Source organism: Acidovorax sp. SRI_002 (assembly GCF_057586455.1).
On the sequence record NZ_JBYCZW010000001.1, the window covers coordinates 245,954 to 268,012 of the forward strand.

Annotated in this window: 16 protein-coding genes, 1 pseudogene and 1 other annotated feature; of the genes and pseudogenes, 6 read left to right on the forward strand and 11 right to left on the reverse strand. The window is 55.0% G+C overall.

Annotated features, from left to right (window positions below):
- The first annotated feature begins 276 nt into the window (after positions 1 to 276).
- Entirely contained in the window at positions 277 to 3,480 is a 3,204-nt protein-coding gene (locus AC2YJX_RS01090) for a sensor domain-containing protein (RefSeq protein ID WP_487255001.1), read from the forward strand.
- A gap of 678 nt (positions 3,481 to 4,158) precedes the next feature.
- Positions 4,159 to 4,557, forward strand: coding sequence for a YkvA family protein (locus AC2YJX_RS01095; RefSeq protein WP_487255002.1), 399 nt, complete (start codon positions 4,159 to 4,161; stop codon positions 4,555 to 4,557).
- A gap of 16 nt (positions 4,558 to 4,573) precedes the next feature.
- Here the strand turns inward: AC2YJX_RS01095 and AC2YJX_RS01100 are convergent.
- The 4 genes and pseudogenes from AC2YJX_RS01100 to AC2YJX_RS01115 all read right to left on the reverse strand — a co-directional run.
- Positions 4,574 to 4,828 (reverse strand): annotated as a pseudogene (locus AC2YJX_RS01100) (transposase domain-containing protein); the annotation flags it as partial.
- A 345-nt stretch (positions 4,829 to 5,173) separates the two neighbouring features.
- Positions 5,174 to 6,103, reverse strand: coding sequence for a sensor domain-containing diguanylate cyclase (locus AC2YJX_RS01105; RefSeq protein ID WP_487255003.1), 930 nt, complete (start codon positions 6,101 to 6,103; stop codon positions 5,174 to 5,176).
- A 21-nt stretch (positions 6,104 to 6,124) separates the two neighbouring features.
- Positions 6,125 to 6,937, reverse strand: coding sequence for an alpha/beta fold hydrolase (locus AC2YJX_RS01110; protein WP_487255004.1), 813 nt, complete (start codon positions 6,935 to 6,937; stop codon positions 6,125 to 6,127).
- Entirely contained in the window at positions 6,904 to 7,395 is a 492-nt protein-coding gene (locus AC2YJX_RS01115; protein WP_487255005.1) for a hypothetical protein, read from the reverse strand. The genes AC2YJX_RS01110 and AC2YJX_RS01115 overlap by 34 nt, the downstream gene beginning before the upstream one ends.
- A 574-nt stretch (positions 7,396 to 7,969) precedes the next feature.
- Here AC2YJX_RS01115 and AC2YJX_RS01120 point away from each other — a divergent pair.
- A protein-coding gene (locus tag AC2YJX_RS01120; protein WP_487255006.1) for an IS3 family transposase occupies positions 7,970 to 9,204 on the forward strand; the annotation gives its coding sequence in 2 pieces (ribosomal slippage) (positions 7,970 to 8,258 and positions 8,258 to 9,204; 1,236 coding nt in all).
- Positions 8,248 to 8,364 (forward strand) — a sequence feature (AL1L pseudoknot). Its footprint overlaps the gene before it by 117 nt.
- Positions 9,205 to 9,241: 37 nt before the next feature.
- Here the strand turns inward: AC2YJX_RS01120 and AC2YJX_RS01125 are convergent.
- Both AC2YJX_RS01125 and AC2YJX_RS01130 read right to left on the reverse strand, forming a co-directional pair.
- Positions 9,242 to 10,804, reverse strand: coding sequence for an integrase (locus AC2YJX_RS01125; RefSeq protein WP_487255007.1), 1,563 nt, complete (start codon positions 10,802 to 10,804; stop codon positions 9,242 to 9,244).
- A gap of 243 nt (positions 10,805 to 11,047) precedes the next feature.
- Complete coding sequence (locus AC2YJX_RS01130) at positions 11,048 to 12,247, reverse strand: tyrosine-type recombinase/integrase (RefSeq protein WP_487255008.1); 1,200 nt, start codon at positions 12,245 to 12,247, stop codon at positions 11,048 to 11,050.
- A 90-nt stretch (positions 12,248 to 12,337) separates the two neighbouring features.
- On the opposite strand from AC2YJX_RS01130, the gene AC2YJX_RS01135 reads away from it, so the two are divergent.
- Positions 12,338 to 13,345, forward strand: a complete 1,008-nt coding sequence (locus AC2YJX_RS01135; protein WP_487255009.1) for a DNA-binding protein — start codon at positions 12,338 to 12,340, stop codon at positions 13,343 to 13,345.
- Positions 13,346 to 13,440: 95 nt separating this feature from the next.
- Here the strand turns inward: AC2YJX_RS01135 and AC2YJX_RS01140 are convergent, their stop codons facing one another.
- The 5 genes from AC2YJX_RS01140 to AC2YJX_RS01160 all read right to left on the reverse strand — a co-directional run bounded on the left by AC2YJX_RS01140 (position 13,441) and on the right by AC2YJX_RS01160 (position 19,227).
- A complete protein-coding gene (locus AC2YJX_RS01140; RefSeq protein ID WP_487255010.1) occupies positions 13,441 to 14,352 on the reverse strand; it encodes a TIR domain-containing protein in 912 nt (303 codons plus the stop codon).
- Positions 14,353 to 14,484: 132 nt separating this feature from the next.
- On the reverse strand, positions 14,485 to 16,278 hold the full coding sequence (locus AC2YJX_RS01145) for an alkaline phosphatase D family protein (protein ID WP_487255011.1): 1,794 nt from the start codon (positions 16,276 to 16,278) through the stop codon (positions 14,485 to 14,487).
- Between the two features lie 128 nt (positions 16,279 to 16,406).
- Entirely contained in the window at positions 16,407 to 16,898 is a 492-nt protein-coding gene (locus AC2YJX_RS01150; protein ID WP_487255012.1) for a Pycsar system effector family protein, read from the reverse strand.
- Between the two features lie 26 nt (positions 16,899 to 16,924).
- Positions 16,925 to 17,689, reverse strand: coding sequence for an E2 domain-associated cysteine-rich protein (locus AC2YJX_RS01155; RefSeq protein WP_487255013.1), 765 nt, complete (start codon positions 17,687 to 17,689; stop codon positions 16,925 to 16,927).
- Positions 17,689 to 19,227, reverse strand: a complete 1,539-nt coding sequence (locus tag AC2YJX_RS01160; RefSeq protein WP_487255014.1) for a transcriptional regulator — start codon at positions 19,225 to 19,227, stop codon at positions 17,689 to 17,691. Before AC2YJX_RS01160 ends, AC2YJX_RS01155 begins: the two co-directional genes overlap by 1 nt.
- A gap of 97 nt (positions 19,228 to 19,324) precedes the next feature.
- Between AC2YJX_RS01160 and AC2YJX_RS01165 the strand changes: the two genes are divergently transcribed.
- A complete protein-coding gene (locus tag AC2YJX_RS01165; RefSeq protein WP_487255015.1) occupies positions 19,325 to 20,197 on the forward strand; it encodes a helix-turn-helix transcriptional regulator in 873 nt (290 codons plus the stop codon).
- A gap of 243 nt (positions 20,198 to 20,440) precedes the next feature.
- Positions 20,441 to 21,988 (forward strand): hypothetical protein, encoded by a 1,548-nt coding sequence (locus AC2YJX_RS01170; protein WP_487255016.1) that lies wholly within the window; start codon positions 20,441 to 20,443, stop codon positions 21,986 to 21,988.
- Positions 21,989 to 22,059: the final 71 nt, after the last annotated feature.

The window sequence follows — 22,059 nt, forward strand, 5'->3', positions numbered from 1 at the left end:
ACGTGACATTGACCTGCGTCAATAGTCATGGTGCGGTTTGGCTCCCCAACGCGCTGGTCTCTAGGTAGGTCCCATAGGCAGCGGCGACATCTTGCGTTAGGCTGACATATTGAAACAAGTACGCTAAGTCGTGGTTCAGAGCGCGAACGATGATCAGCGTGTTGAGGGGCCCCACATCAACTTCTCTCCACAAAGTTGGGAGGAAAGAATGTCTTTCGGAACGCAGTGAAAGTTGGTTCGTCAATGAAATCGAGTACCACACGCATAGTTCAAATGATGGCGCTGCTCATCATTGCGGCTGGCGTTGCTGCGTTCATTCAAGGGGCATTTCGGACGAGTTGGTTAGAAAAAGCGGTGCCCTGGTCGCCGGAGAGTGGTATCAACGGCCCACTACTGCTAGTCATCTCGGGCATTTGTTGCCTCCTCCTCGCAAGCAAGCATAGTCATCTAAGCACCGTTCAGCATGCAGTGAAACTCGGCGCAACCATGCTGGTGGTGTTCTCGTCTTTGGTGCTTACACAGCATGTGTTTGGTCTAGACCCATGGTTGGACTTCGTCAGGCCTGACGTCGAACCGAGCATCCTTAACCCTTATCCAGGACGGATGGCTCCAAACACTTGTGTCGCCTTCATGGCCACAGGGTTCGCTCTTGGGCTCCTGTGCCGACGAGATCGAGCTTTCTCGACCTGGCCTCTGACGACCAGTATCTGGATCGTCACGCTCATCAGCTTTGCCGCGATTGCCGGCTATTTGCTTCGGTTGGAAAGCCTGTACCGGGTCGCGGATCTGAACAAGATGCTCCCTGCGACTGCCGTCTCCCTTGGCGCACTGAGTGTTGTGCTTTGGATCCTTCGGGATGCTAGGGTGGTCTTAAACCAGCAATCTTTTGACCGACACGAAATCTTGATTGCTCGTCGATCAATCGCCGTGCTGACTCTGGTGGCCATCAGCGCCGGTATCGCCGGTTTCGCGGTCTTGCGCGAAATGTTGGACAAATCGATGGCAGAAAGCATCTCTTTGACGGCATCTACAAATGCAACGTCACTGACGAACAGTCTAGAGATTGGCCTTTGGTTCCCTAGAACCATTGCCACGCGTCCATCAGTTCAAGAAACACTTTTCAAACTAAATACAAATCCGCAAGATCAACAGACACGTGATTTCCTTTCCAAAGTTGGCGAGAGTTTTCTGACAGCAGGTATTAGCGGTGTTGAGTTTTTTAATGCTCATAAGCAGTTGCTTGAAACAGTTGGCGCCCCTGTGGCAGAAAAAGTCGTCTCTAAACACCAAATGACTGTAGTCGGCCAGAAGGCGAATCTTCTATGGCTCGATGGATTCATCCTTGCCACGGAGAATGAGGTGTACTTTAGAGGTAATGTCGTGGGTTATGTTCGAACTGAGCAGCGATTGCTCGTTGCGGACCGGTTACTTGCCGCGATTCGCCAAAGCAACGAATCCTCTGATGCCCTTATATGTAGCCGAGATGGAGATGACGCTCTCTGTGCACCCTCCAGATTTTATTCGGCTCCTTCTCGTATCCCTATGTACAAAGCACCTGGGTTTTTGAACTTGCCAGCGAATTTCGCAATTGCGGGCGAATCAGGTGTGTCCATGGTCAAGGACTTACGTGGGGTAGAGGTTGTCGCTGCGTATCTACCTTTGTCTCCCTATGGGCTAGGGTTTGTTGTCAAATCCGATGTCAGCACCTTATTTGCCCCGCTCAAGGAACGCCTAAAACTACTACTCCTCTTGCTTGTAGGTCTTGTAGGCGCAGGCACTGTCGCACTGCTCATGCGCGTACGCCCACTGCTTAGTCAAATAGTTCATGAGCAGCGCCGTATGCGTGTTATTTTGGATAACTCTAATGACGCATTTATCGCAATAGATTCAGCTGGAAAAGTAACCGATTGGAATGCCGCTGCGGAAAAAACTTTTGGTTGGCCTGCTCAGTCCGCTGTTGGTCAGCAACTTTCACAGCTAATTATCCCGCCAAGCCAACGAAAAGCTCACCAAGATGGTTTTGAGACATTTCTCAAGACGGGAGACGGTGCAGTAATAAATCGCCGAATTGAGGTTAGGGCTCTCCACGAAAATGGCCATGAGGTTTCTATAGAACTTGCTGTTGCCGCACTTCACGATGGCGTTGGCTACATAGCACACGCATTCGCACGTGACATCTCGGAGCGCCAGGCTGCTGAACAAAAACTGGCTCAAAGTGAGTTACGCTTACGGAAAATAACGGAAAACGTACCAGCGCTTATTTCGCAATTTGATAGAGATGGTCGTTTGATTTTTGCCAATCAGCACTGCGCGAAAGTTTATGGTATAGAACAAGACGCTTTGATCGGAAAAACAGTGGCCGAAGTAAGGGGTGAAGATGGGCAACGCCAACTTGAACCATTTATTCGTCGTGCGCTTGGTGGCGAGCACGTTGCATTTGAAAGCACTGCCAGATTGGGAGGAGAATTACACTGCTTTCAACAAAGCTATGTTCCAGACTTTACTTCCGATGGCAAATGCAATGGATTTTACTCCGTATCTTTCGATGTCACGGAGCGTAAAAAATCAGAGCAGCGTGTCCGAGACAGTGAAAGACGATTTCGGGATATAACGGATAATTTGCCTGTGCTTATCTCCTATATCGACTCAGAAAGCAAATTGACATTCGTAAATGCCACTTTTCAGGACTGGATGGGGATTGATCCATCTAATGTTATCGGGAAGCAAGTCGTTGAAGCTATTGGCGCTTCCCTTTTTGAAGAACGCCGTGCCTACATGGAAAGAGCTTTGACCGGAGAGCGCGTAAGTTTCGAAGTGGAGTCGGAAGCTCTAGGAATTCGAAGAAGTCTGCAAAATGAATATATACCTGACATCAATCAGGAAGGCCAAGTAATTGGTTTGTATGCACTGAGCACGGATGTCACAAAACTCAAAGCCATCGAGAAGCAGCTCAATGCACTTGCAAGGAATGACTTCCTCACTGGGCTTGCGAATCGCTATGAGTTCAATCAGCGACTTCCCGACGCTCTTGCTAGAGCCGAACGAAGTGGCCATTCAGTTGCACTTCTATTCCTGGATGTTGATCACTTCAAGGCAATCAATGATGAGCTAGGTCATGCGACTGGCGATGAGGTTTTGAAGGAGTTCGGTGCACGACTTTTGCGATGCGTACGTGGTACAGATACTGTCGCACGTTTGGCTGGGGACGAGTTTGTTATTGTTTTGGAGGATCTTCATTCAGAGGCTGAGGCGCGCTTGGTAGCGCAGAAAATAGTTGCAAAAATAAACTTGCCATTTATGGTGGCCGACGTTCCTCTCAGAGTAACGACTAGCATTGGTATCGCGTTTCATATTCGTGGACCAGTCACGCCAGCGGATCTTCTGGCTTGCGCAGACAAAGCTCTGTATGAAGCAAAATTTGCCGGAAGAAACCAATACCGCATAGCCCAAACCGAAATTTCTACTGGCAAGGTCGATTGAAAACGTCGTTGCTTTTTTGCAGAAAAAATTCTGTAGCAATCATTTGCTACAGCTAAGGCCTCTCTGGAAGCGTCTATCCATTCCCTCTTGATTGCGCCGAATCGATTTCGACGCTAGCGTGTGGTGGTTCGGCGACTCGCGGCATGTCGATTTCGGGAGGAATCGATGCAATCCAAGGAACATTAGGAACAGGTCTATACGAAAAAATCCGAGAACGATGTCAGTTGGTTCCAGGAGCATGCACGTCAATCAGGTGATCTCATTGCGCACACAGGTGTGTCCAAGGGTGCGAGCATCATCGACGTTGGCGGTGGCGCCTCGACGTTGGTTGACGATCTGCTCGCCAACGGTTACCAGCAAGTCTCCGTCCTGGGCCTGTCGGAGGCTACTTTGGCGGCATCGTAGGCTCGACTCGGCGATCAAGCATCTGGCGTATCTTGGCTCGCTGGTGACATCACGAAGGTCGAGCTTGCATGTCATGTCTACGATGTCTGGCACGACCGCGCCGTCTTTCACTTCCTCACGACTCGCGAGGGTATGCGTCTGGTGAACGCATGTTGACCAATGGCAATAGCCGTGGTTGCCTAGGCGTTCGCCGACGGCATCGTGAACGCTCCACGTAGCATGGGTCTACTCATACAGCAGTGGTGGAAATGCGGACGTGGCATGCTACGGTCTATGAGTATCAGCAGTAGCTTGAGGGTTTGGGCCAAACGAGTCAAACGTGATGGGGTCACGCTTTGGTTTGCAGGCAAGAATCCGCGTACCCCTTGGTATGCCAAGGCTCTTGGAGTGTTCGTGGTGGCTTACGCACTCAGCCCAATAGACCTCATTCCGGATTTCATTCCGGTGCTGGGCTATGTCGATGATGCGTTGCTCCTGCCGGGCTTGATTTGGTTGACCATCAGGCTACTGCCTGCAGACGTTCTCGCTGAATGCCGTGGTCAAGCTGATGAATGGATGACCGCCAAAGGGGCCAAACCCTCCAGCAAGGTTGGCGCCGCCCTCGTCGTGTTGCTTTGGCTGTTGGCGTGCTGGGCCGCTTGGTACGGGTGGACGACCTGGCGCAGCGGCTGACAGGTGGCGCGCTACCCTAACGCAGCGGCAGCAGCTCCTCGATCTGACTGGCCTTGTGCGTGGGCAGTCGCGTGAGGACATCCCTCAGGTCGGCGTACGGATCATGCCCGTTCACGCGCGCTGACTGGATCAGGCGCATGACGGCTGCCGCCCGCTGACCAGCGCGCAGGCTACCAGCAAACAGCCCGTTCGATCCTCCTAGAGCGATGGGCAGGATCTGGTTCTCGATCCAGCTGCTGTCAATCGGCAGCTACCCGTCATCGACGAACCGGGTAATCACCACCCGGCGGCGCATGCTGTTGCCCAGGCCTTGGCAGTCGCCGCCCCCCCGGGGAACCTCCTTGTTGCCGCTGCAGCATACACTCATGCTGGGTCAGTAGCCCTGTGCCGGGGATGCCTTTGTCGATGACGTGAGCGGCCTTCGGTGCCTGGACGATGGTTTCGCATTGGCCGCAAGTCCGTTCTCCACGTGCATGGCGCTCCACGCTGAGCACCCCGGGTACATAGTCCAGCTTCCCGGCCACGTCATCTCCAGTGCAAGTAGCCCTCGCCAACGTTCTGTGGGCGGAAGCTTTTAGCATTCCAAATGCTGGTGCACCGCGCGAGGCTTGACGACTCAGTCACGAACCACTGTGCAGTTGCGCCCGAGCGCCTTTGCACTGTAAACAGCTTCATCAGAGCGCTTTAACAGTCGGGCAAGGAAGTCCGCTCCGGTTTCGTGTACAGCACATGCCAGCCCAACACTGACCGTTACTGGCCCCGCCGCTGAGCGCACCCGTCTGGCGCATTTGTGTACCCGCTCGGCGACGCGGGCTGCTGCTTCCACCTCCGCATCGGGCAACCATACAACGAACTCTTCCCCGCCGTATCGCGCCACCAAGTCCGAACCTCGGGCGCCTGCCTGTAACTGGCGCGCTAAATTGACCAGCACCCGGTCGCCCTCGGGATGGCCATGTGCGTCGTTGATACGTTTGAAGTAATCCACATCAACCATCAACAACGACGCCGAGCTGTTTGGAGAGGCAGACCGCTGCCAATCTTGCACGGTCAACTCCAGCGCACGGCGGTTTTTGAGACCTGTGAGTGGATCAGAAAGACTCAGTTCCGAAAGCTGGCGATTCTGCAGTTCAACCTGTTCATTGCTGGCCGCCAAGCGCTGGGCTAGGGCCTGTGCCTCTGCACGCGCCTTGATCAACTCGCCTTCGAAACGGCTGCGTTCGCGGGCCACAAAGAAAGCCCATACGATGTTGTCACCCATCTCCAGTCGCTTGTTTACTGCATTGATCATGACAGGAACAGTTTCGCCATCGAAACCGCGAAGGTGGAGGAAAACCTCGCGCGCACTCTTTGCGTGATGCAGCGTGGGGAACAGATGAGTCTGGCTGAAAATTCGCGAAGCTGGTGTCAACAGTTCGTCCATCGAGTGGCCGAGCCAAAAAGCCTCTGTGCCCCCGATCAGTACAAGGAACTCCCTGTTTATCCGCACGATGTGCCCCTCGGGGTCCGTAATCATCATCGCGCAAGGGATGTCATCAACCGCCAGCATATCCAGCCCTCTCGGTCTCGCTCAGGTGAGTGAGAGATATCGTTGAATTGCGGCCGTCACCAGATCCGGGTGACTCATGTGACCGCAGTGTCCGGTCACGTCCAGCACTTCCAACGTGCTGCCCCTGAGCTTCTTGTGCATGTACTCCCCGACAGAAAGGGGCGCCAACGCATCTTTGCCATGCTGCAGGATCAGACTTGGCCGGGTCACGCGCGGTAGATCCTCTCTGCTATCTGCGAAGAAGGTTGCCTGCGCAAAGATGCGAGCCATCGTAGGATCGGTTGAGCAGAAGCTCTCGGACAACTCCCCGCCCAGACTGTCTGCCTGCGGCGCTCCTGCCACAATGGGTGCGAGATAGCTGGACCAGCCCATGAAGTTCTGGTCCATGAGGTCCAATAGGCCATCCAAATCCTTGCGCTCGAATCCTCCAAAATAATCCGGTGCGTGATTGAGGTAGCAAGGCGACGGGCCAACCAGAATCAGGCGGTCAAAAAGCGTAGGTCGCTCGATGGAGGCCAGCAGGCCGACGCTGGCACTGACCGAATGTCCAACAAAATTTACTCCGCGCTCAATGCCCAACGTGTCGCACACATCCAGCACATCTTGCACGTAGCCTTTCAGGCTTGCGTATTTCACGGGGTCGAAGGCGGTCAAGTCTGATTGGCCACAGCCAACGTAGTCGAACAAGACCTGGTGGCACTTCCCTTCAAAGGCCGGAGTGATGTGTCGCCACATCTGCTGGCTACACCCGAAGCCGTGCGCATAGACGAGCACAGGAGCGTCGGGGCGAATTGCATTGATCACATGCACGTTGTTGCGCTTACGAATTTCCACTTTTGTTCTTTCTGGGCGGTCTGCCCGCAGATTTTGCACGCCTGACGCTTGCACCGCGCGTGAAATGCATGCAGGCGTGCGCGATTGCGAGCGCGAAGTAACTGGTTTATTGGGAGCACTTGATTGCGCGACGCCAGCAGGCCTCGAAGCTGAGATCTGGCACCCGCGCTGCGCAAGTCCATTTTCAGTTCGTCCAGCATCTGCGGCCCGGCACACAGCAGGAAATGGCTCAGCTCCAGGGGACCAGCTCTTCCTGCGGCAAAGTGACGCTGAGCCATGTGGCCGTGCCGTCCTCGGCACGCGATGCGAGCAGCGGAACCCGGGCCCGCCACCTTGCCGGCGTGGTCACGCAGGGTGCTTTGGTAGATCCAGTCATCGGCCAGGCGACATTGCCAGTACATGTGCAGCTCTTGCCCGTCTGGCATTGATGGGCGCTGGGCCACCCACTGGTCCAGCATGACTGCCTCTCAAGGCTGCAGTGCACTTCGTGGATAAAACTCCGACCGTGCGCTCTACCACTCTTGAAAGCTGATCAACTGATGTCCCCCTTCCCCCAGCGGATCTCCTGTCAGTGCGCCGATGGCTTGTTGGATGTGATGTCATAGTCCAGCTAGGTTGGTACCTTCGCGCCATCGACTTCGATGCGTGGACCTGTACCCAAGATCGTTGGACCTGGCAGGCTGGCGTCATCACTTTGTGTGCTCACTTGCTCGTTTGGCGGCTTCGTCGGAGGGGCCCCGCCGCTTGATTTCTCCTTTCTCTACCATTCGATCAAAGATCTGCTTTCTCAACTTGCTGTGCTCAGCAATTTCCTCTTTGCAAGCACCCTCCATTGCTTTGAACCCCGTGTCTATGGTGGATTCAGGATGTCGAATGAGGCGAACCGTATGCGAGAGCGACGCGCTGACTCTGCTTGTCTGCTGAAACCCATGGACGCCCCGTATCGGCTCAGTGCAACAACTTTTGGTGAGTAGGAACGCCTTGAACCGCCCCGGGATTTGAGGAGGCTCCAACTCTTGAGAAGATGGAGCCATGAACAAGTCACCGAAGTTCTCCCCAGAAGTCCGCGAGCGCGCCGTGCGCATGGTGCAGGAGCACCGAGCCGACTACCCGTCGCTGTGGGCAGCCATTGAATCGATTGCGCCCAAGATTGGCTGCGTGCCTCAGACCTTGAACGACTGGGTCAAGAAGGCAGAGGTTGATAGCGGCCAGCGCCCCGGCACCACCACGTCAGAAGCCCAGCGCATCAAGGAGCTGGAGCGTGAGGTCAAAGAGCTGCGCCGGGCCAATGACATCCTCAAGACGGCCAGCGCGTTTTTCGCGCAGGCGGAGCTCGACCGCCGATTGAAGTCTTGAAGAACTACATCGACCGCCACCGTCACGACTACGGGGTCGAGCCCATCTGCCGGGTGTTGCAGATGGCCCCGTCGTGTTACTGGCGCCATGCCGCTCGCCAGCGCAATCCACAGTTGCGCAGTACACGCGCCCAGCGTGACGAGGGTTTGAAGTCCGACATCCAGCGCGTGTGGCATGCCAACTGGCAGGTCTACGGAGCCGACAAGGTCTGGCTGCAGATGAACCGCGAGGGCATCCGGGTGGCGCGCTGCACGGTCGAGCGGTTGATGCGTGCCATGGGCTTGCAAGGAGCACGCCGTGGCAAGACGGTGCGCACCACCACGCCAGACACCTCGGCGCCGTGTCCGCTGGACCATGTCAACCGACACTTCAAGGCCAGCCGTCCCAACGAGCTGTGGGTGTCGGACTTCACCTACGTCTCCACCTGGCAAGGCTGGCTGTACGTGGCCTTCGTGGTGGACGTATACGCCCGGCGCATCGTGGGCTGGCGGGTCAGTCGAAGCATGCAAACGGACTTCGTGCTGGATGCGCTGGAACAAGCCCTGTTCGAACGTCAGCCTGCGGCCAATGCCCTGACGCACCATTCCGATAGGGGCAGTCAATACGTTTCCATTCGCTACACCGAACGCCTGGACCAGGCGGGCATTCAGCCATCAGTGGGCAGCAGGGGCGACAGCTATGACAACGCACTGGCCGAGACCATCAACGGGCTGTACAAGGTCGAATTGATTCACCGCAGGGGACCCTGGAAGAACAGGGAATCCGTGGAACTGGCCACCCTGCAATGGGTGCACTGGTTCAACCACATCCGACTGCTCACGCCGATTGGGGGCATCCCTCCGGCAGAAGCTGAGGCAAACTACTGGAGGCAACTCGCCAACAGCAACACCTCTGCAGAGGTGTCAACTTAAACCAATCGGCCTCCTTGAAACCCGGGGCGGTTCACCTCTACTCAAGAAGATCCACGCAATCCAGTGCACGCTCCTTGCTGATGAGCGCAATAGAAAGGTTGGCTCGGGCAACTAACTCCAGCGGACGCACAGATTGCACGTAGTGGCCATGCGTGATCCGGTCCATTCCAGCCCCTGCCAGCTTAGAAACAGTTCTCAGACTGGCCTTCAAAGTAACGCTGTCCAATCGCCCGCCGTGCAAAACCAGATTTCTTTGTCGATAAAGACGGTGGAACGCCTCGGCAATGGTGTCCCTTACTGTTTTCAGCTCGGTGGAGGGCTCAGCAAGCATCTTGCGTACTCGCTGCACAGCTGCTCGATCGGCCATGGCCTTGAGGTCTGGCAGGCTTCCCTCATTGATTAGCTCAGCCAGCTTCTCGGATCGTTTCCTGTTGGTTTCAAGGCCGCTCAGCATGGCTGCAATATGGGGATGCTCCTTCTGAGCCCTGTAAGAAAGCGATGTCAGTTCCTGGCGCGGAAACGAGCAAGCGACTAGCGACGCAAGATTGTCAGCGGCTGTCGCTCTATCTCCTGGGTCTGCCAACAGACCTTCAATTGCCCCCCAGCCGCCAGCAATAGCGGCGGGTGGTGAGCTTTCATCAAGGTGGGCAAGCAATTCCAGGGCTGCTTCGACGCTGTCGTCAGATCTCTGCGTTGTGAAGACGCGACCCTCCCGGTCCAGCTCCTTGACTCGCACACCTCGTGACTCCCCGAGCAACGAGGTCGGCGCGGATTCTCCCGCAACCCATAGGTCTGGGTACAGGTCCAACGGCTTGCCTGTCGCGATTCGTGCCCGCGCAGCAAACCTATCGGACATCTCACGGGCAACCTGTGCTGCAGCGCCGCTGTCACGGGCGTTGACCGACAAGACAATTGCAGCTGGGGCGCGAACATTTGCTGTGTCGAAGCGGTGCGCCACAAGCCATTGGGTCACTTCCTCCGCTTCCAGCCAGTTGGTGGGAAGACCATGGGTGAGTTTGGGAGGGCGATGGAACGCCAGCAGGACCTCGAAAGGTCGGATGGGGTTGCTCGTTTGCATCCCATGCAACTCTTCACAGATCTCAGCAAGCGTAATTGGATCGGGACCTGAAGCTTTGGCTTTCAAGAGCTGGCGGACATGCTGGGCAGAAAATCCTGCATCAAGAACGTGAGACGCCACGCTTCTTGCAAACATCTCGACGGTGTGCTCCCCTTTACCCGCGATCCCCGCCCAGCGGCGAAGGTAGTCCGTGTTGAGGGCGTTAGCCATTTGAGCAACAGTGTGATGAGCAGGGCCGCCAACCTTGGGGGGGTGGCCTATCTGTTGTCGCAGGTGGAGCTTTTCTGCGGCAGACAGGGCTGGGTCTTTTCCCATCTTGAGCTGCAGTGATGAGCAGATCCTTTTCACAGACGCTTCGCTCAGGGTCCCCGTCTGAAGCATGATGGACGCCTCGCAGAGTTCTTGCATACCCAGTACCAAGCCGATGCTCCAGAGGGAGCGGTTCCAGGGCGGGTCCGGAGAGAGAAACTCCATCAAACGCCCGAAAGCCACTGCATCGATTGGATTGACGGGTGTAAGCATGTGGAGTATTATTAACGCTTAGGTACCAGATTACCTCCCCGCTAAGGGACCCTGACCCAAACGCCCGATCGTGCTAGCACGACAGCAACTGGCTCAACGTCCCTCCCTACAAAGCCCTGCAATGCAGGGCTTTTTTTTGCTTGATTGGCGGGTGTTTTTGCTGCTGACCCGCAGAGAACGTGCTTTGATTCGCTGGGCAAATCAGTCGGTCTCTTGATCGCTTGCAAAAGCAGACGCGTTTTGTCATGGCGCCGACCATCCCAACCTATGAGCCCCAGAGGTCTGGTCATGGCGCGCATCATCTTCCGTATGCACATAGATGCTGGTGGTGGAAATATTTGCGTGTCCAAGGTTGTCGCGTACGGCCTTGAGATCCATGTTGTCGCTCTGGTGCGTGCCCGCCGTATGTCTCATCCAGTGGGCGGAGGCCTTCTCCACATGCGATGCGGCGGCTTCATGGTCAGTACCCAGGGCGCGCAGGCGGGCTGCGGTTTCGCGGAAGATTGTCTTGACCAACTCGTGCACCGCGCTGCGTCCCATAGGTTTGGCCCCACCAATCAACGGCAGGAGCAGTGGGGCGGAATCGCCCTCACGAGGTAGAGGCCCCAGGTCATTCGACTTTCGGTAGCGCATCAGCTCTGAAACCAATTCGTCCGTAGCTGGGATCACTCTGGTTTTTTCTCCCTTGCCCCGAATCTCCAGCCACCAGCGCTCCCGGCCATCGGCTCCCCGTCGCCAGTAAAAGTCGCCCATGGAGTTGTTGCAGACCTCCGAAATCCGCAGGCCCCCGATGTAGAGAAGTGAAAAGAGCCATCGGTATCGGGCCGCTTGGGCGGCAAGGCGAGGTGTGCCGGTTGGCAGCGACTCGATGGTTGCTCGCACTTGAGCCCAGTGCTCATGCGGCAAGAACCTGCTGGTATTGGCGGGGCGAGCCACTGATTTGCGGCGGCGCAGAGCCAAGGGATTGCCTGCCAGATACCCGGCTTGAACTAGCCAGTTGAAGAGGCTGTTGAGGATGGAAAGTGCCTGGCGCTGGCTCTGCCGGTCCAGCGGCTTGGCGAAAGGACGCCAGTGGGGCGAGGACCTCGGCGCCTTCTGAGCGACCTGCATGACCCATCGATGTGTCGGTTGGGGATCTTGTAGAAAGGACTCGTAGGCCAGGAAATCCTCATGGGTCAGATCGGACAGCGCCTTTCCGTGCTGATGCACGCACCAAAGCAGCAGCCTTTCCGCCTCCTTGCGATAGCTGGACAACGTGGTTGGTGAATCCTTATAGCGCGCCAGCCAAGCCAAAACCGCAGAGCGGTCGTCATTGGCCGCAACCTGGGGTAGGCCCTGGGCCCGATTGCGTCCCCGCTCGCCTGAGAGGTGGAGGGGTAGCACCAAGCCCTCCAAAGGCTCAAGATGTGCCCAAACGGCTGGTGCGACGATCAAACTGCTCATGAGCCAAATTCTATGGACATTAGAGTAATTATGTCCAGAGATTTGAAAATAAATCAATGATTCATACGTTATACGTTGTATTATTTTAAAATGAGCGAAGAATCCGAAATCCAAGCCGAAGTTGAAGCCCTGCGGGAGCGTTTCAGCGATACCAAAGCGTTGTACCGCGAGGTGTGCGCGTTGCTGTTTTTCCGGTACGGCATCACGCCCACCGCGAGCAAGCTGTATCAGCACGTGCGAAAAGGCTCCATGAGCGCCCCAGCCGAAGCGCTGGCCAAGTTCTGGGAGGATCTGCGCGGCAAGGCCCGGGTAGAGATCGATCACCCCGATCTACCGGAGGCGCTTAAAGAGGCCGCAGGCCAGGCGGTCAGCGTGCTGTGGACCCAGGCGACAGGGTTGGCGCGCGAGGAACTGGCGGTGCTGCGCGTAGAAGCCCGTACGGAAGCCCAAAGCGCCCAGACAGAGCTGCAGGAGGCTCAGCAGCGAAGCACTGCCCTGGAGGCCCAAATACAGACCGCACAGAGCAAAGCTGCTGAACTGGAGATCCGAGTTCAGGGCCTTGCTGCGGAGTTGGAGCAAGAGCGGCGTGCACATGCTGCGAGCACTGCACGAGGCGAGGCACTCTCCAGGCAGGTGGATGAACTGAAGCTGGAGCAATCAAAAAACAGGCAGCATTTCAGCGCTGAACTTGACAAGGGGCGTGCGGCCATCGATGAGGCGGCCTCGCGTGCGGCCGAGGCCGAGCGCCGCGCGCTTCGTGAAATTGATCGGGAGCGCACTGCTCGAACGCAGGTAGACAAGCAACTGGAGCAACTGCGGGGCAAGCTCGCAGAAGTGGAGCGTGATCACCATGCCAAGGTCCTGGAGGCCAACGCAGCTCAGACGCGACTGGCCGCAGCCCTGGAGAGCGCACGGGCTTCGCTAGCCGAGAGCGCCCGCGTGAACCAGCTGCAAGGTGTTGAGTTACAGCAGGCACTGCAGGCGGTGGCACAACACAAGGCGGAGGCTGACATTTTGCGAACCTTGGTTGCTCAGTTTCAACCATCGTCAACCGCTGGGCGTAAAAAGCGATTGGTAGACAGCTCAGGCGGCAGGTGAGTGATGGGGTGGCGCAGCCTTGAATATCTATGGGCGTGATGTCTCCGCGTACTTGTGGAGCATCCCTTGGTCGCTGTCTATCGGCCTTCAAAATCTCAGAGGTTCAGCCCGAGACGCAGAATATGATCTCGTAGCTGGTTACATGCCGGCCCCATCAATGCTGCGGCATCACAGCCAGGCTCATACCTATAGGGGATAGTCGTGATACCGGTCATGTCACTTGGCAACTTTACCCCGTGCTCGCGTGACTCCATCAATATCGCCCGGTCCTTACCAAGGTGTCCCATGGCCATACCAAGTTCGAAGATCACGTTGTCGCGCGGTGTAGGCCAACTCTGACCACGGACCGTTGTAGTGTCGTCGGCATGAGCAATCGCAACGGCGAAATCTGCGTCGTATACCGCGTCGAAAAGGCTCTGAAGCGGGTAGTTTGCTACGCGGAATACATCGTCAGTCCAGGGTTTCACGACAAAGTTGTCGTATGAAAGTGCATTCTGTACAACGCGCGCAACAGCGAGGGACTCCCTTGAGGAGATGACGAACACCTTGATGCGGTCGCGAGCCGCGCCAACATGTGCGTTGCGCTGGTGGAGCCGTCGCGACAGTTCGCGAGCTACTGCTAGATACACCTCTGGGTACTTGCTGCCAATGGCCGAGAACTGCGCTTCCGAGATCTGGGCCACAACGCTAAGCTCCGTGGCTACTAAAGAAGCCGCACGCTTTTGCGTCATCTCCACGGCAGCCATCTCGCCAATGTGGTCGTTGGGGAAGCGGCGCGCCACGATATGCCCGTTGACCAACACGGTGAACGCGCCGGTCACAACAAAAAACACATCGTTGTCGGCCGCATCCTGCTGGATCAGCACGTGACCATTTGTCACCTCGAAGAACTTTGCATTGTCAGCCAAGTACTCAGCTAGTTCTCGATTGCCCATGACCATCTTCTGAGACAGCATAGCTTGCACCCGCAGGCGACGGCCCTCTTCGCCTTGTAGTCGTTGAAGCATGTCTTCCTTTTTATCTGTAGTACTTGGCGTGTATGCGCCAGTAATGCGGTTGAAGTTGTACGAATGGGTTTCTGTTTACGTCCACGTGGCCTCCTGAATCGATCGGCGGCATCGCTGCAACGGCAGCATGGACTACGAATGGAGCAATGCCACCTCTGGCACAGCCGTTGGCTCCACAGCCATCAGGTGATTCGAGACCCCATCTTTCGTTTCGCATCGCCAAGTGGCCCAGAGCTTGGAGCCCGCGACATTGCCCGCCCCAATGTCTAGCTCGATCGCGAGCCAGTTCCGAGCAGCCATGACCCGCCGGTTCGACTGCGGAAAGATCAGCATCTCCGCACTGGTGTTTACGTCCAAGTTCTGCGTGATCCTGCCCACGCTATCCAGGACGTGAAAAAACAATCGCTCAGGAACAGATACCAGCGATGGGTGGACCACAGCGGTCGATGTCAATTGCTGGATCTGTGCCCAGTTGTCTTGTGGACCCACATTTTTACGGTAGGCAACCCCATGTGCCGCCACATGCACATCCCCCGAGACGATGGCGACCCTGAGTTGCTTGGCCTTTGCGGTTGCGAACAGGGTTTCGAGTAGACGCAGCCTCTCGCCTTCATGGTCATCATGGGTCCAGTGATCTTTCAGATCATCTGCACTGCTATCGAGCACGTTGTCGGAGCCGAAATTGTCCAGGAACGCCTCAGCCAGTGAAAGCTTTGGGTGCACGACCGGGACGGATGACATGAACAGCAGGTGCTGACATCCTTCCCCCGGATGTTTGCGCCCGTTCTCTGGAATTTGCTTGAGCCAAGCCTTCAGTGCGGTCCATGTGTCGGGGCCCAGTACTTGTTCGTGAGAGCGTTCGGTTCGCAGGTCCGCAACCAGCAGCTGCACGGGGCCGATAGCGTGCGCGAAACTGAAACCGGGTTGTAGATCCAGTAGAGGCAACGCGAGGGCATCGCCTTTGAGTGCTTCCGTCCACTCAATTTTCTTGAAGAGCGGGTCATTCGCCCTGACTTGCACGTCGTCTCTCGGCACCAACTCAGGAAGCCGCTCTGCCGCATGCTGCATCTGGAACACCCAGAATGCTCGTCGTGCATGATGGAAGAGTCTTTGAAACAGTGGACTGTGCTGCATCTCGCAGCTGTAGGAACCCCAGCCATCGAAGATGTCGTGGTCATCCCACATCATCACTGTGGGAGTCCGCGCCATGGCCTGCGCCGCATCAAGCGGCTTTGTATTGGCATCCCAAGCGCCTCGCACTTTGGGTAGCCATCTGTCCGCATACAGCCTGAGGTAGTAGTCCTCAATCCTCGCCTCCAGCTCGGGGCCAACGGGGAACACCAATTGCTCATCCCTGGACAGCCCTATCCACCCCTTCAGTTCTTTGACGTCTTCCCAGATTGAGTCAAAGTAGATTTGATCTCCCCCCATCAGCAGCAAGTGGAAACGCTGTAGATCCTTGTCATGGGTCCTTGACTCATGCCAAAGCTGCTCCTTGTCGAGCATGTATCCCGCAGGGCGCACTTGCTTGTCGTGGTTGCATAGCAGATCCGCCCAGACGGCGTTCTCGCCCTTGATCAACTTGCGAATGCTGCTGGGGTCCGAAAAGCCATTGCATGACACGTAGGCCATGCGAGGTGCATAGTCCCTTCCTGGCATCGTGAAATGCCATATCTCGTCAACACCTTCGATGGTGTACTCAACCTTGCGCTCCTGATTGCCTTGCTTCGTTGTCAGGTCGTAGCGCAGATACTGGCGTCCGCCATGCTTGAGTAGCACCAAGCTGTTTGATGCCGCTTTCCCATCAACCACAAGTTTTGGTGCTTTATCAAGTTCACCAATGCCGATGAGCGCGCTGACCTTCCATTGACCTTTTGAGGATCCCCGAAATGAGAGTACGGGTCCAAGCAGAATTTTTGTGACCATTAATTTGGTTCCTCTGGATTTTATTTGTATTTCTTTCAATTCGCTTGATGCAGCGCCTTGGCGGTCGCTGTAGCAATCTCTCTACTCCAGTTACGCGGAGGTAATTCAGGGCCGTTGTGGTATATCGATCAGTACTTGACGAGAAGACCCACCGTCGAGATCCATGGAATCACAGAAAACAACGACCAGAGTAGACATTTTTTGACGTAATCATGTTTTTTCTGCGCAATTTCGGAATTTCGATGAATCTGAGCCGCAACGTCTTTGAGGATGTCCTGCTCGCTAACTGTCTTTAATTTCTTGACGTAGTCTGTGCGTGGTATCGATGCAATTGCGCCGAAAAATATTAGCGATTCTTTGGGCCCATCTTTTAGGCGAGGGGAGAGCACCATTGCTGTACAGAACAATGCAATGAATAGCCCACCTGCGGCACTCGCACCGAAGAAAATTGCCCAGGGATTTTTTGATGGCTCTGCGCTAAAGAACGCACCCAAAGCCGTGAGCATTGCCAAATCGATGGCGGTAATTGCACCGACCTTGATTTCAGCTGAGGCAATCCAGCCAAGCGTTCGCTCAAAAATCCATTGGGCGCTGGACAGTTTGTCTTGACTTGTACTCATTTTGAAATTGAGCAGGTTTTAGGTGATCAGCGCTGCAGCGGGCAGTCGTCACAAGTCCCACAGCATTGCCTGTCTCGAAAGGAGTGCCAAAATGCTTTTTCTTCGATTTCCCACAAAAGGAGAGCTACAGCCAGTTGGGATGCGTCTGAAGCATGTGAGCCACACCTACGAAGTCTTTTGCGACCCTTTTTCCCAGTCGAACCGCATATGCAACGCTGCTTAAGGTTCACAACCTTCTTGGAGTCGAGCCAAACGCTGTATAGATGTTTCTTGTCTTTAAAGAGCTGCAAGACGCGCTTCTTCTCTACGACTGAAAGCCGTCTTTCTTTCAGCGCGATCTCATACTCGCCTCCGAGCTCATGCGCTGCTAGCTCTGCTTTATGCTGGTGGACAGCTGCTGCACCGTGGGCCCACTCATTCTCGTTTGGCCAACGCCGAGCTCTTTTTACCCGGGCCTGGAGCGTCAGGAACTTCCACAGGGTTCCCCACCATGCGTGCGCCGTCTGCTCATCCGAAATGTCTAAGTTGGACACTTCCCACCAATAAAGACAGAAGGAGCCGTCAGAATTGATATGGCGCTGGGGGCAGAACTCGGGCAAATTGATCGGTTGGCACTCCTTTGCGATCGCCTTCCTGTCCCCGACCTGTTTGGCTTCGATTTCGTAAGGGACAGCCCGACCATCACTGAGAGCAAGATTGAATCGGAGAATGACGCTCACGGCCGATACATGCTCAGCGGCTGCGTTGTACGCGGGCGCGACAGCCGCGATGAATTCGACTGCAGTCGGCATTACGCCCCCTTTACCCGACAGTAAGGCCGGACCACCTGCTCTTGGGCTTTAGCAATAGCAGGCGTGCCGGCGACCGTGCCAGCCGAGCGGGCGCTGTTGGCGGCTTTGTCGCCGTTATCAGCGAGTGCTTCTGTGGCCTCAAAGTAGTCGAGGTTTGCGACTATGCGCTTGTTGCCGAACACCTTCTTTACCGCGTCAGAAGCCTCGTCATAGGCGCTCTGGCCGATGGCCGTTTCTGTTCCTTTGCAGCGGACCTGTTCGTCCTCCGAGGAAAGCACTCCACGACTCACCGAACAGCGAACACGACTCCCCTTCAGGCCGAGACGGGTTACTGTCATTGGGCCGTAATCGAAGCCGATAGCAAGACCCATCTTTCCCGAAAAATACTTCTTCTTTTCAAGCTTCTCTATAGAAAGATCGAAGCTGCTGCGGAATGCTCCAGCCAGACGTGTGGCCTCGGAAATCGTATCCTGCACTTCCGTAGTTGCTGCAGTACCCTCACAAATCAGGCCATGGATGCAGTCCCCAATAAAGCGGATTCGACGTCCCTTGAATTCTGTGGTGAGCACGCGTTCGAGTTCGGCACGCAACACGTGAAGCACACGGACTACGTTCTCAGCGTTGTTCTCAATGTTGTCTGCGACATAAGCCGTAAAGCCGTCGATGTCTGCGTAGATGCTCACCGCCTCCTGGCGGCGCGAGTTGCCGGGCGTCAGTGCAGGAATGTCCATAGTCGAAAACGGAGGCGTATGCCGAGTGAAAACAAAGCCCCCCAAAGGATTGTTTTTCTGGTCTTCCCGCCACTCTTTGACGATGGTTGCGGCTGTGACATCGAGGTCTGCGGCGTCTTGGCATTCTTTAATTTCGTCCTTGGTCAAAGCCGTCTTTGCGGGCGCATCGACTTCCTTGAGGCCAATCGCCAATCTTGCAGCATTCGTAAGGTAGATACCCTTCGTGGACAGGTTGCTGGCCAATTTCGCAGCATGATTCGCGGCATCTCCCAGGAACAATGGTTCGCGATTCCCGCTGCGTCCGTTATTAACAGCCAGAGTCTCCCCTGTGTCGATGCCAACGCGCAAGACTGCTGCGGGTATCTTTGCATCGTCATCTTTGGTCTCATTCAAGACGTCAATCATGAGCTGTGCTGTTGCGACTGCACGTTGCACGCGTTTCTTCTCAGCTCCAGTCTCGGAGTTGTATGGTTTGGTGAAAAGAGAATGGAGCCGCTGGTTGTGAAAGTCCACCCGGCGAGCGTCAACACGCCTGAGGATGCGATTGACAGCGCGATAGTGTTGGTCGAGAAATCGCAGCGTGCGCTTGTGACAATCCGGGCCTTCCACGTCAGTCACATTCAACATTTCACGCAGATTTTGGATGTCTGCGTACATGTGAACGCCATCGACGCGGTACGCTGCATTGGTCGCAATGGACTCAAGCGACATGTCGCGCCCATACTGCTTGACGATGACGATCTCCACATCCTCCATCTTCTTGTCGATGTGGGTACTGGCGCGTTCGTGGTTCCAAGTGTGGCTCACAGCTATCTCCCAATGTAACCCGCGTGGACAAGGATCAGTCCTTTGCGTATAGTTTCATTATGGGTATTGCTTTTTTACCTGTCAAGTAACTATACGCATGAAGACTACGGCTGACAAAATTCGCTGGGGCACCGAACGACGCCTCGAATTCATTGAGTTCCGTCTCTACTGGGAAGGCGGCGTCCGGCGCGGAGATATCACTGAAAAATTTGGAGTCTCCACCCCTCAGGCATCTGCAGACCTTGGCTTGTACCAACAGCTTGCTCCTCGCAACCTGGTGTACGACTCCAGTGAGAAGCGGTACGTCAGCACGGAACACTTTCAGCCACTCTTTCTAGACCTCAGAGCAGATGTCTATCTGGCTCATCTGCACGATGCGTCTGGGGATCGCATTCGTCTGCTGGACTCTTGGATGGGGGATGTACCGAGTGCTGCACTTATGCCCGTTCCTTCCAGGCGGGTGAAGTCGGATGTGCTTCGGGCGATGACAAAGGCGATACGAGAAAAGCGGGCGATTGAGGTTTCGTATCAATCGATGAACAACGCCAATCTGGACAAAGCATGGAGGTGGCTTTCCCCCCACTCGCTTGTGAACGATGGTGCGCGATGGCACGTCCGCGCCTTCTGTCACAACAGGCACGCTTTCCGCGATTTCCTTCTATCTCGCTGTGATGCCACCAGAGAATATGGCAAAGCTGAAGGCGCCATCGCCAACGACACCGCTTGGAATGAACTGTTTGAAGTTCGGCTTTATCCTAACCCGAAGCTTAATGAGGTTCAGAAACGAGGAGTCATGGAAGACTATGAAATGGTGGATGGGGAGCTTTCCATCTCTATTAGAAAAGCACTTCTCTTTTACTTTGAAAAAAATCTTCGACTTGACGTACCTGATGTTGAAGGAAATCCGGCAGCTACGCCTTTGAAAATTTTTAACTACGAGGATTTCAAGGTGGCGATGTCGCAAGGCTAGGCGGTTGCCGAATAGTGCCTCAGACTCTGAGAATTGTTATATTCAGAATTAACTATTGAGGTGTAACAGATTCTGCAGGCGGACATTGAAACACAGCGAACCTTGGTCGCGCTGTTTCAAGCGTCGCCCAAGTCTGACCGCAAGAAGAATTTGACGGAAGCCCACTTCTTGCCTGCACGTTTGTTGCCAGTCAATGAGAAATACTCACACAGTCTCTGCATTAAAAGTCAATGACGATCATTCATGGCACGCGACGACTTCACTAAACCGACCAAGATCCAGGCATATCAGCGAGTAGCAGGCCGTTGTTCAAATCCCGACTGCCGTGCACCCACATTCGGTCCTGCAGGCGAAAAAAACATTTCCAATGTGGGGGTCGGCGCGCATATTCACGCGGCAGCCCCCGGGGGGCCTCGCTATCTTCCAACGATGACGGTTGAGGACAGGCGCGGCTTCGGCAACATCATCTGGCTGTGCCAAACCTGCTCGACCATCATCGACCGAGACCCCAAGTCGTACTCTGCAGAAACGCTTCAGAAATGGAAAGCATCGGCTGAAGCAAGGGCTCTCATGGAGCAAGGTAAACGGCTACCCGATGAACGGGACATTTATCGTATGGCGGCCATGGCCATGGGCAACAAATCGCCCGGTTTTTATCCTGAAGCCATAGGCAACGTTCACAAAGCGCTGGCCAATCAACTTGAGTCTGTTGATCCTAGGTTCACTATCTCAACGACGTACTCAGGCGGTAAAACAACGATTACTTTAGGCGTAAAAGAGCCTGTGTCCTTCTCCATCAAGGTTGGCCCGGAGTCAGCCGAAGTTTGGCGCAGAGGCCTTCGCGCTGCTCTCGACGACGGTTACGAAGCGACACTGCCACTCAATGGTGTAGCGTTTGAAGGTTCAGACCTCTTCGACGTGTTGCAAAACGATGCTGACATGGCATCCATAACAATCATTCCGGGCATGCGTCAAGCAGTATTAAAGGTACTGGCACCGCAGAGTGCGTGTCCGATTTTTGAATACATTACTGGACAAATATCAGCTGGACGAAAACAGATCAGATTTTTTGGAAAATTATTTGATGGCCTTCTCGATGTGGAAATAATTTTCACACCTGTCGATGGGGATGGTGTTCACTCGGTTTCAATTCTGACTACCAACGTCAAAGCGTGGCATGGAAAGGATGCCGCCAACCCTCCTTATTTAGACGCATTCATAAATTTACTCGAAACGGTTCTTGACTCCACGGCCTCCCTCTCATTCGCCTTGGAAATCGATGGAAACCAGGTTGCGGACGGGAAGTTCCATACCCCCAAACTTATGGAAGAAATGAGGGAAATACTCTCATTTGCCTACTACGTAAAGCGAGCGAGAAGCGTACTCCGATATCTTCGAAAAAGCGTGCAGATCGACACGTTCACAAGCATTTCCACCGAGGACCATCGAGAATTGGCTAGGGTGAGCGATATCGTTGAAGGCAAACTTTCCTATGAGAGATCACAAATTGTCAATTCTCCGGAGATGAAAATCGCCTGTACGGACGGGGGTAAAGCCCTGATGGAGATCGTAAGCAAAGGGGAGTTTTCCGTCCTAGAGCACAAAGAACCGGCATCCACGGTCACCATTTACGGGATGCCATATGAAGTCCCGCCAACAAGAAGCTTTTACTCACCAGTAAGGCTGCACATCCTGAGCAGAAAAAAGAGAAAAGATATCGTTGACTTCCGCATCCGAATCGAAATGGCGGATAACTTTACGAGCCAAACATTGTTCGATGTTCAGGAATGAGGCCAATCAGAGGCTGCCGAAGCGATGCAACGGAGACTCCTGGAAACTAACTGGGAATGCACCACTATATT

Excerpts from the sequence above, each read along its gene's own strand:
- AC2YJX_RS01090 (WP_487255001.1), top strand. The coding sequence starts at position 277 with ATGGCGCTGCTCATCATTGCGGCTGGCGTTGCTGCGTTCATTCAAGGG.
- AC2YJX_RS01095 (WP_487255002.1), top strand. The coding sequence starts at position 4,159 with ATGAGTATCAGCAGTAGCTTGAGGGTTTGGGCCAAACGAGTCAAACGT.
- AC2YJX_RS01105 (WP_487255003.1), bottom strand. The coding sequence starts at position 6,103 with ATGCTGGCGGTTGATGACATCCCTTGCGCGATGATGATTACGGACCCC.
- AC2YJX_RS01115 (WP_487255005.1), bottom strand. The coding sequence starts at position 7,395 with ATGCTGGACCAGTGGGTGGCCCAGCGCCCATCAATGCCAGACGGGCAA.
- AC2YJX_RS01125 (WP_487255007.1), bottom strand. The coding sequence starts at position 10,804 with ATGCTTACACCCGTCAATCCAATCGATGCAGTGGCTTTCGGGCGTTTG.
- AC2YJX_RS01130 (WP_487255008.1), bottom strand. The coding sequence starts at position 12,247 with ATGAGCAGTTTGATCGTCGCACCAGCCGTTTGGGCACATCTTGAGCCT.
- AC2YJX_RS01135 (WP_487255009.1), top strand. The coding sequence starts at position 12,338 with ATGAGCGAAGAATCCGAAATCCAAGCCGAAGTTGAAGCCCTGCGGGAG.
- AC2YJX_RS01140 (WP_487255010.1), bottom strand. The coding sequence starts at position 14,352 with ATGCTTCAACGACTACAAGGCGAAGAGGGCCGTCGCCTGCGGGTGCAA.
- AC2YJX_RS01145 (WP_487255011.1), bottom strand. The coding sequence starts at position 16,278 with ATGGTCACAAAAATTCTGCTTGGACCCGTACTCTCATTTCGGGGATCC.
- AC2YJX_RS01150 (WP_487255012.1), bottom strand. The coding sequence starts at position 16,898 with ATGAGTACAAGTCAAGACAAACTGTCCAGCGCCCAATGGATTTTTGAG.
- AC2YJX_RS01155 (WP_487255013.1), bottom strand. The coding sequence starts at position 17,689 with ATGCCGACTGCAGTCGAATTCATCGCGGCTGTCGCGCCCGCGTACAAC.
- AC2YJX_RS01165 (WP_487255015.1), top strand. The coding sequence starts at position 19,325 with ATGAAGACTACGGCTGACAAAATTCGCTGGGGCACCGAACGACGCCTC.
- AC2YJX_RS01170 (WP_487255016.1), top strand. The coding sequence starts at position 20,441 with ATGGCACGCGACGACTTCACTAAACCGACCAAGATCCAGGCATATCAG.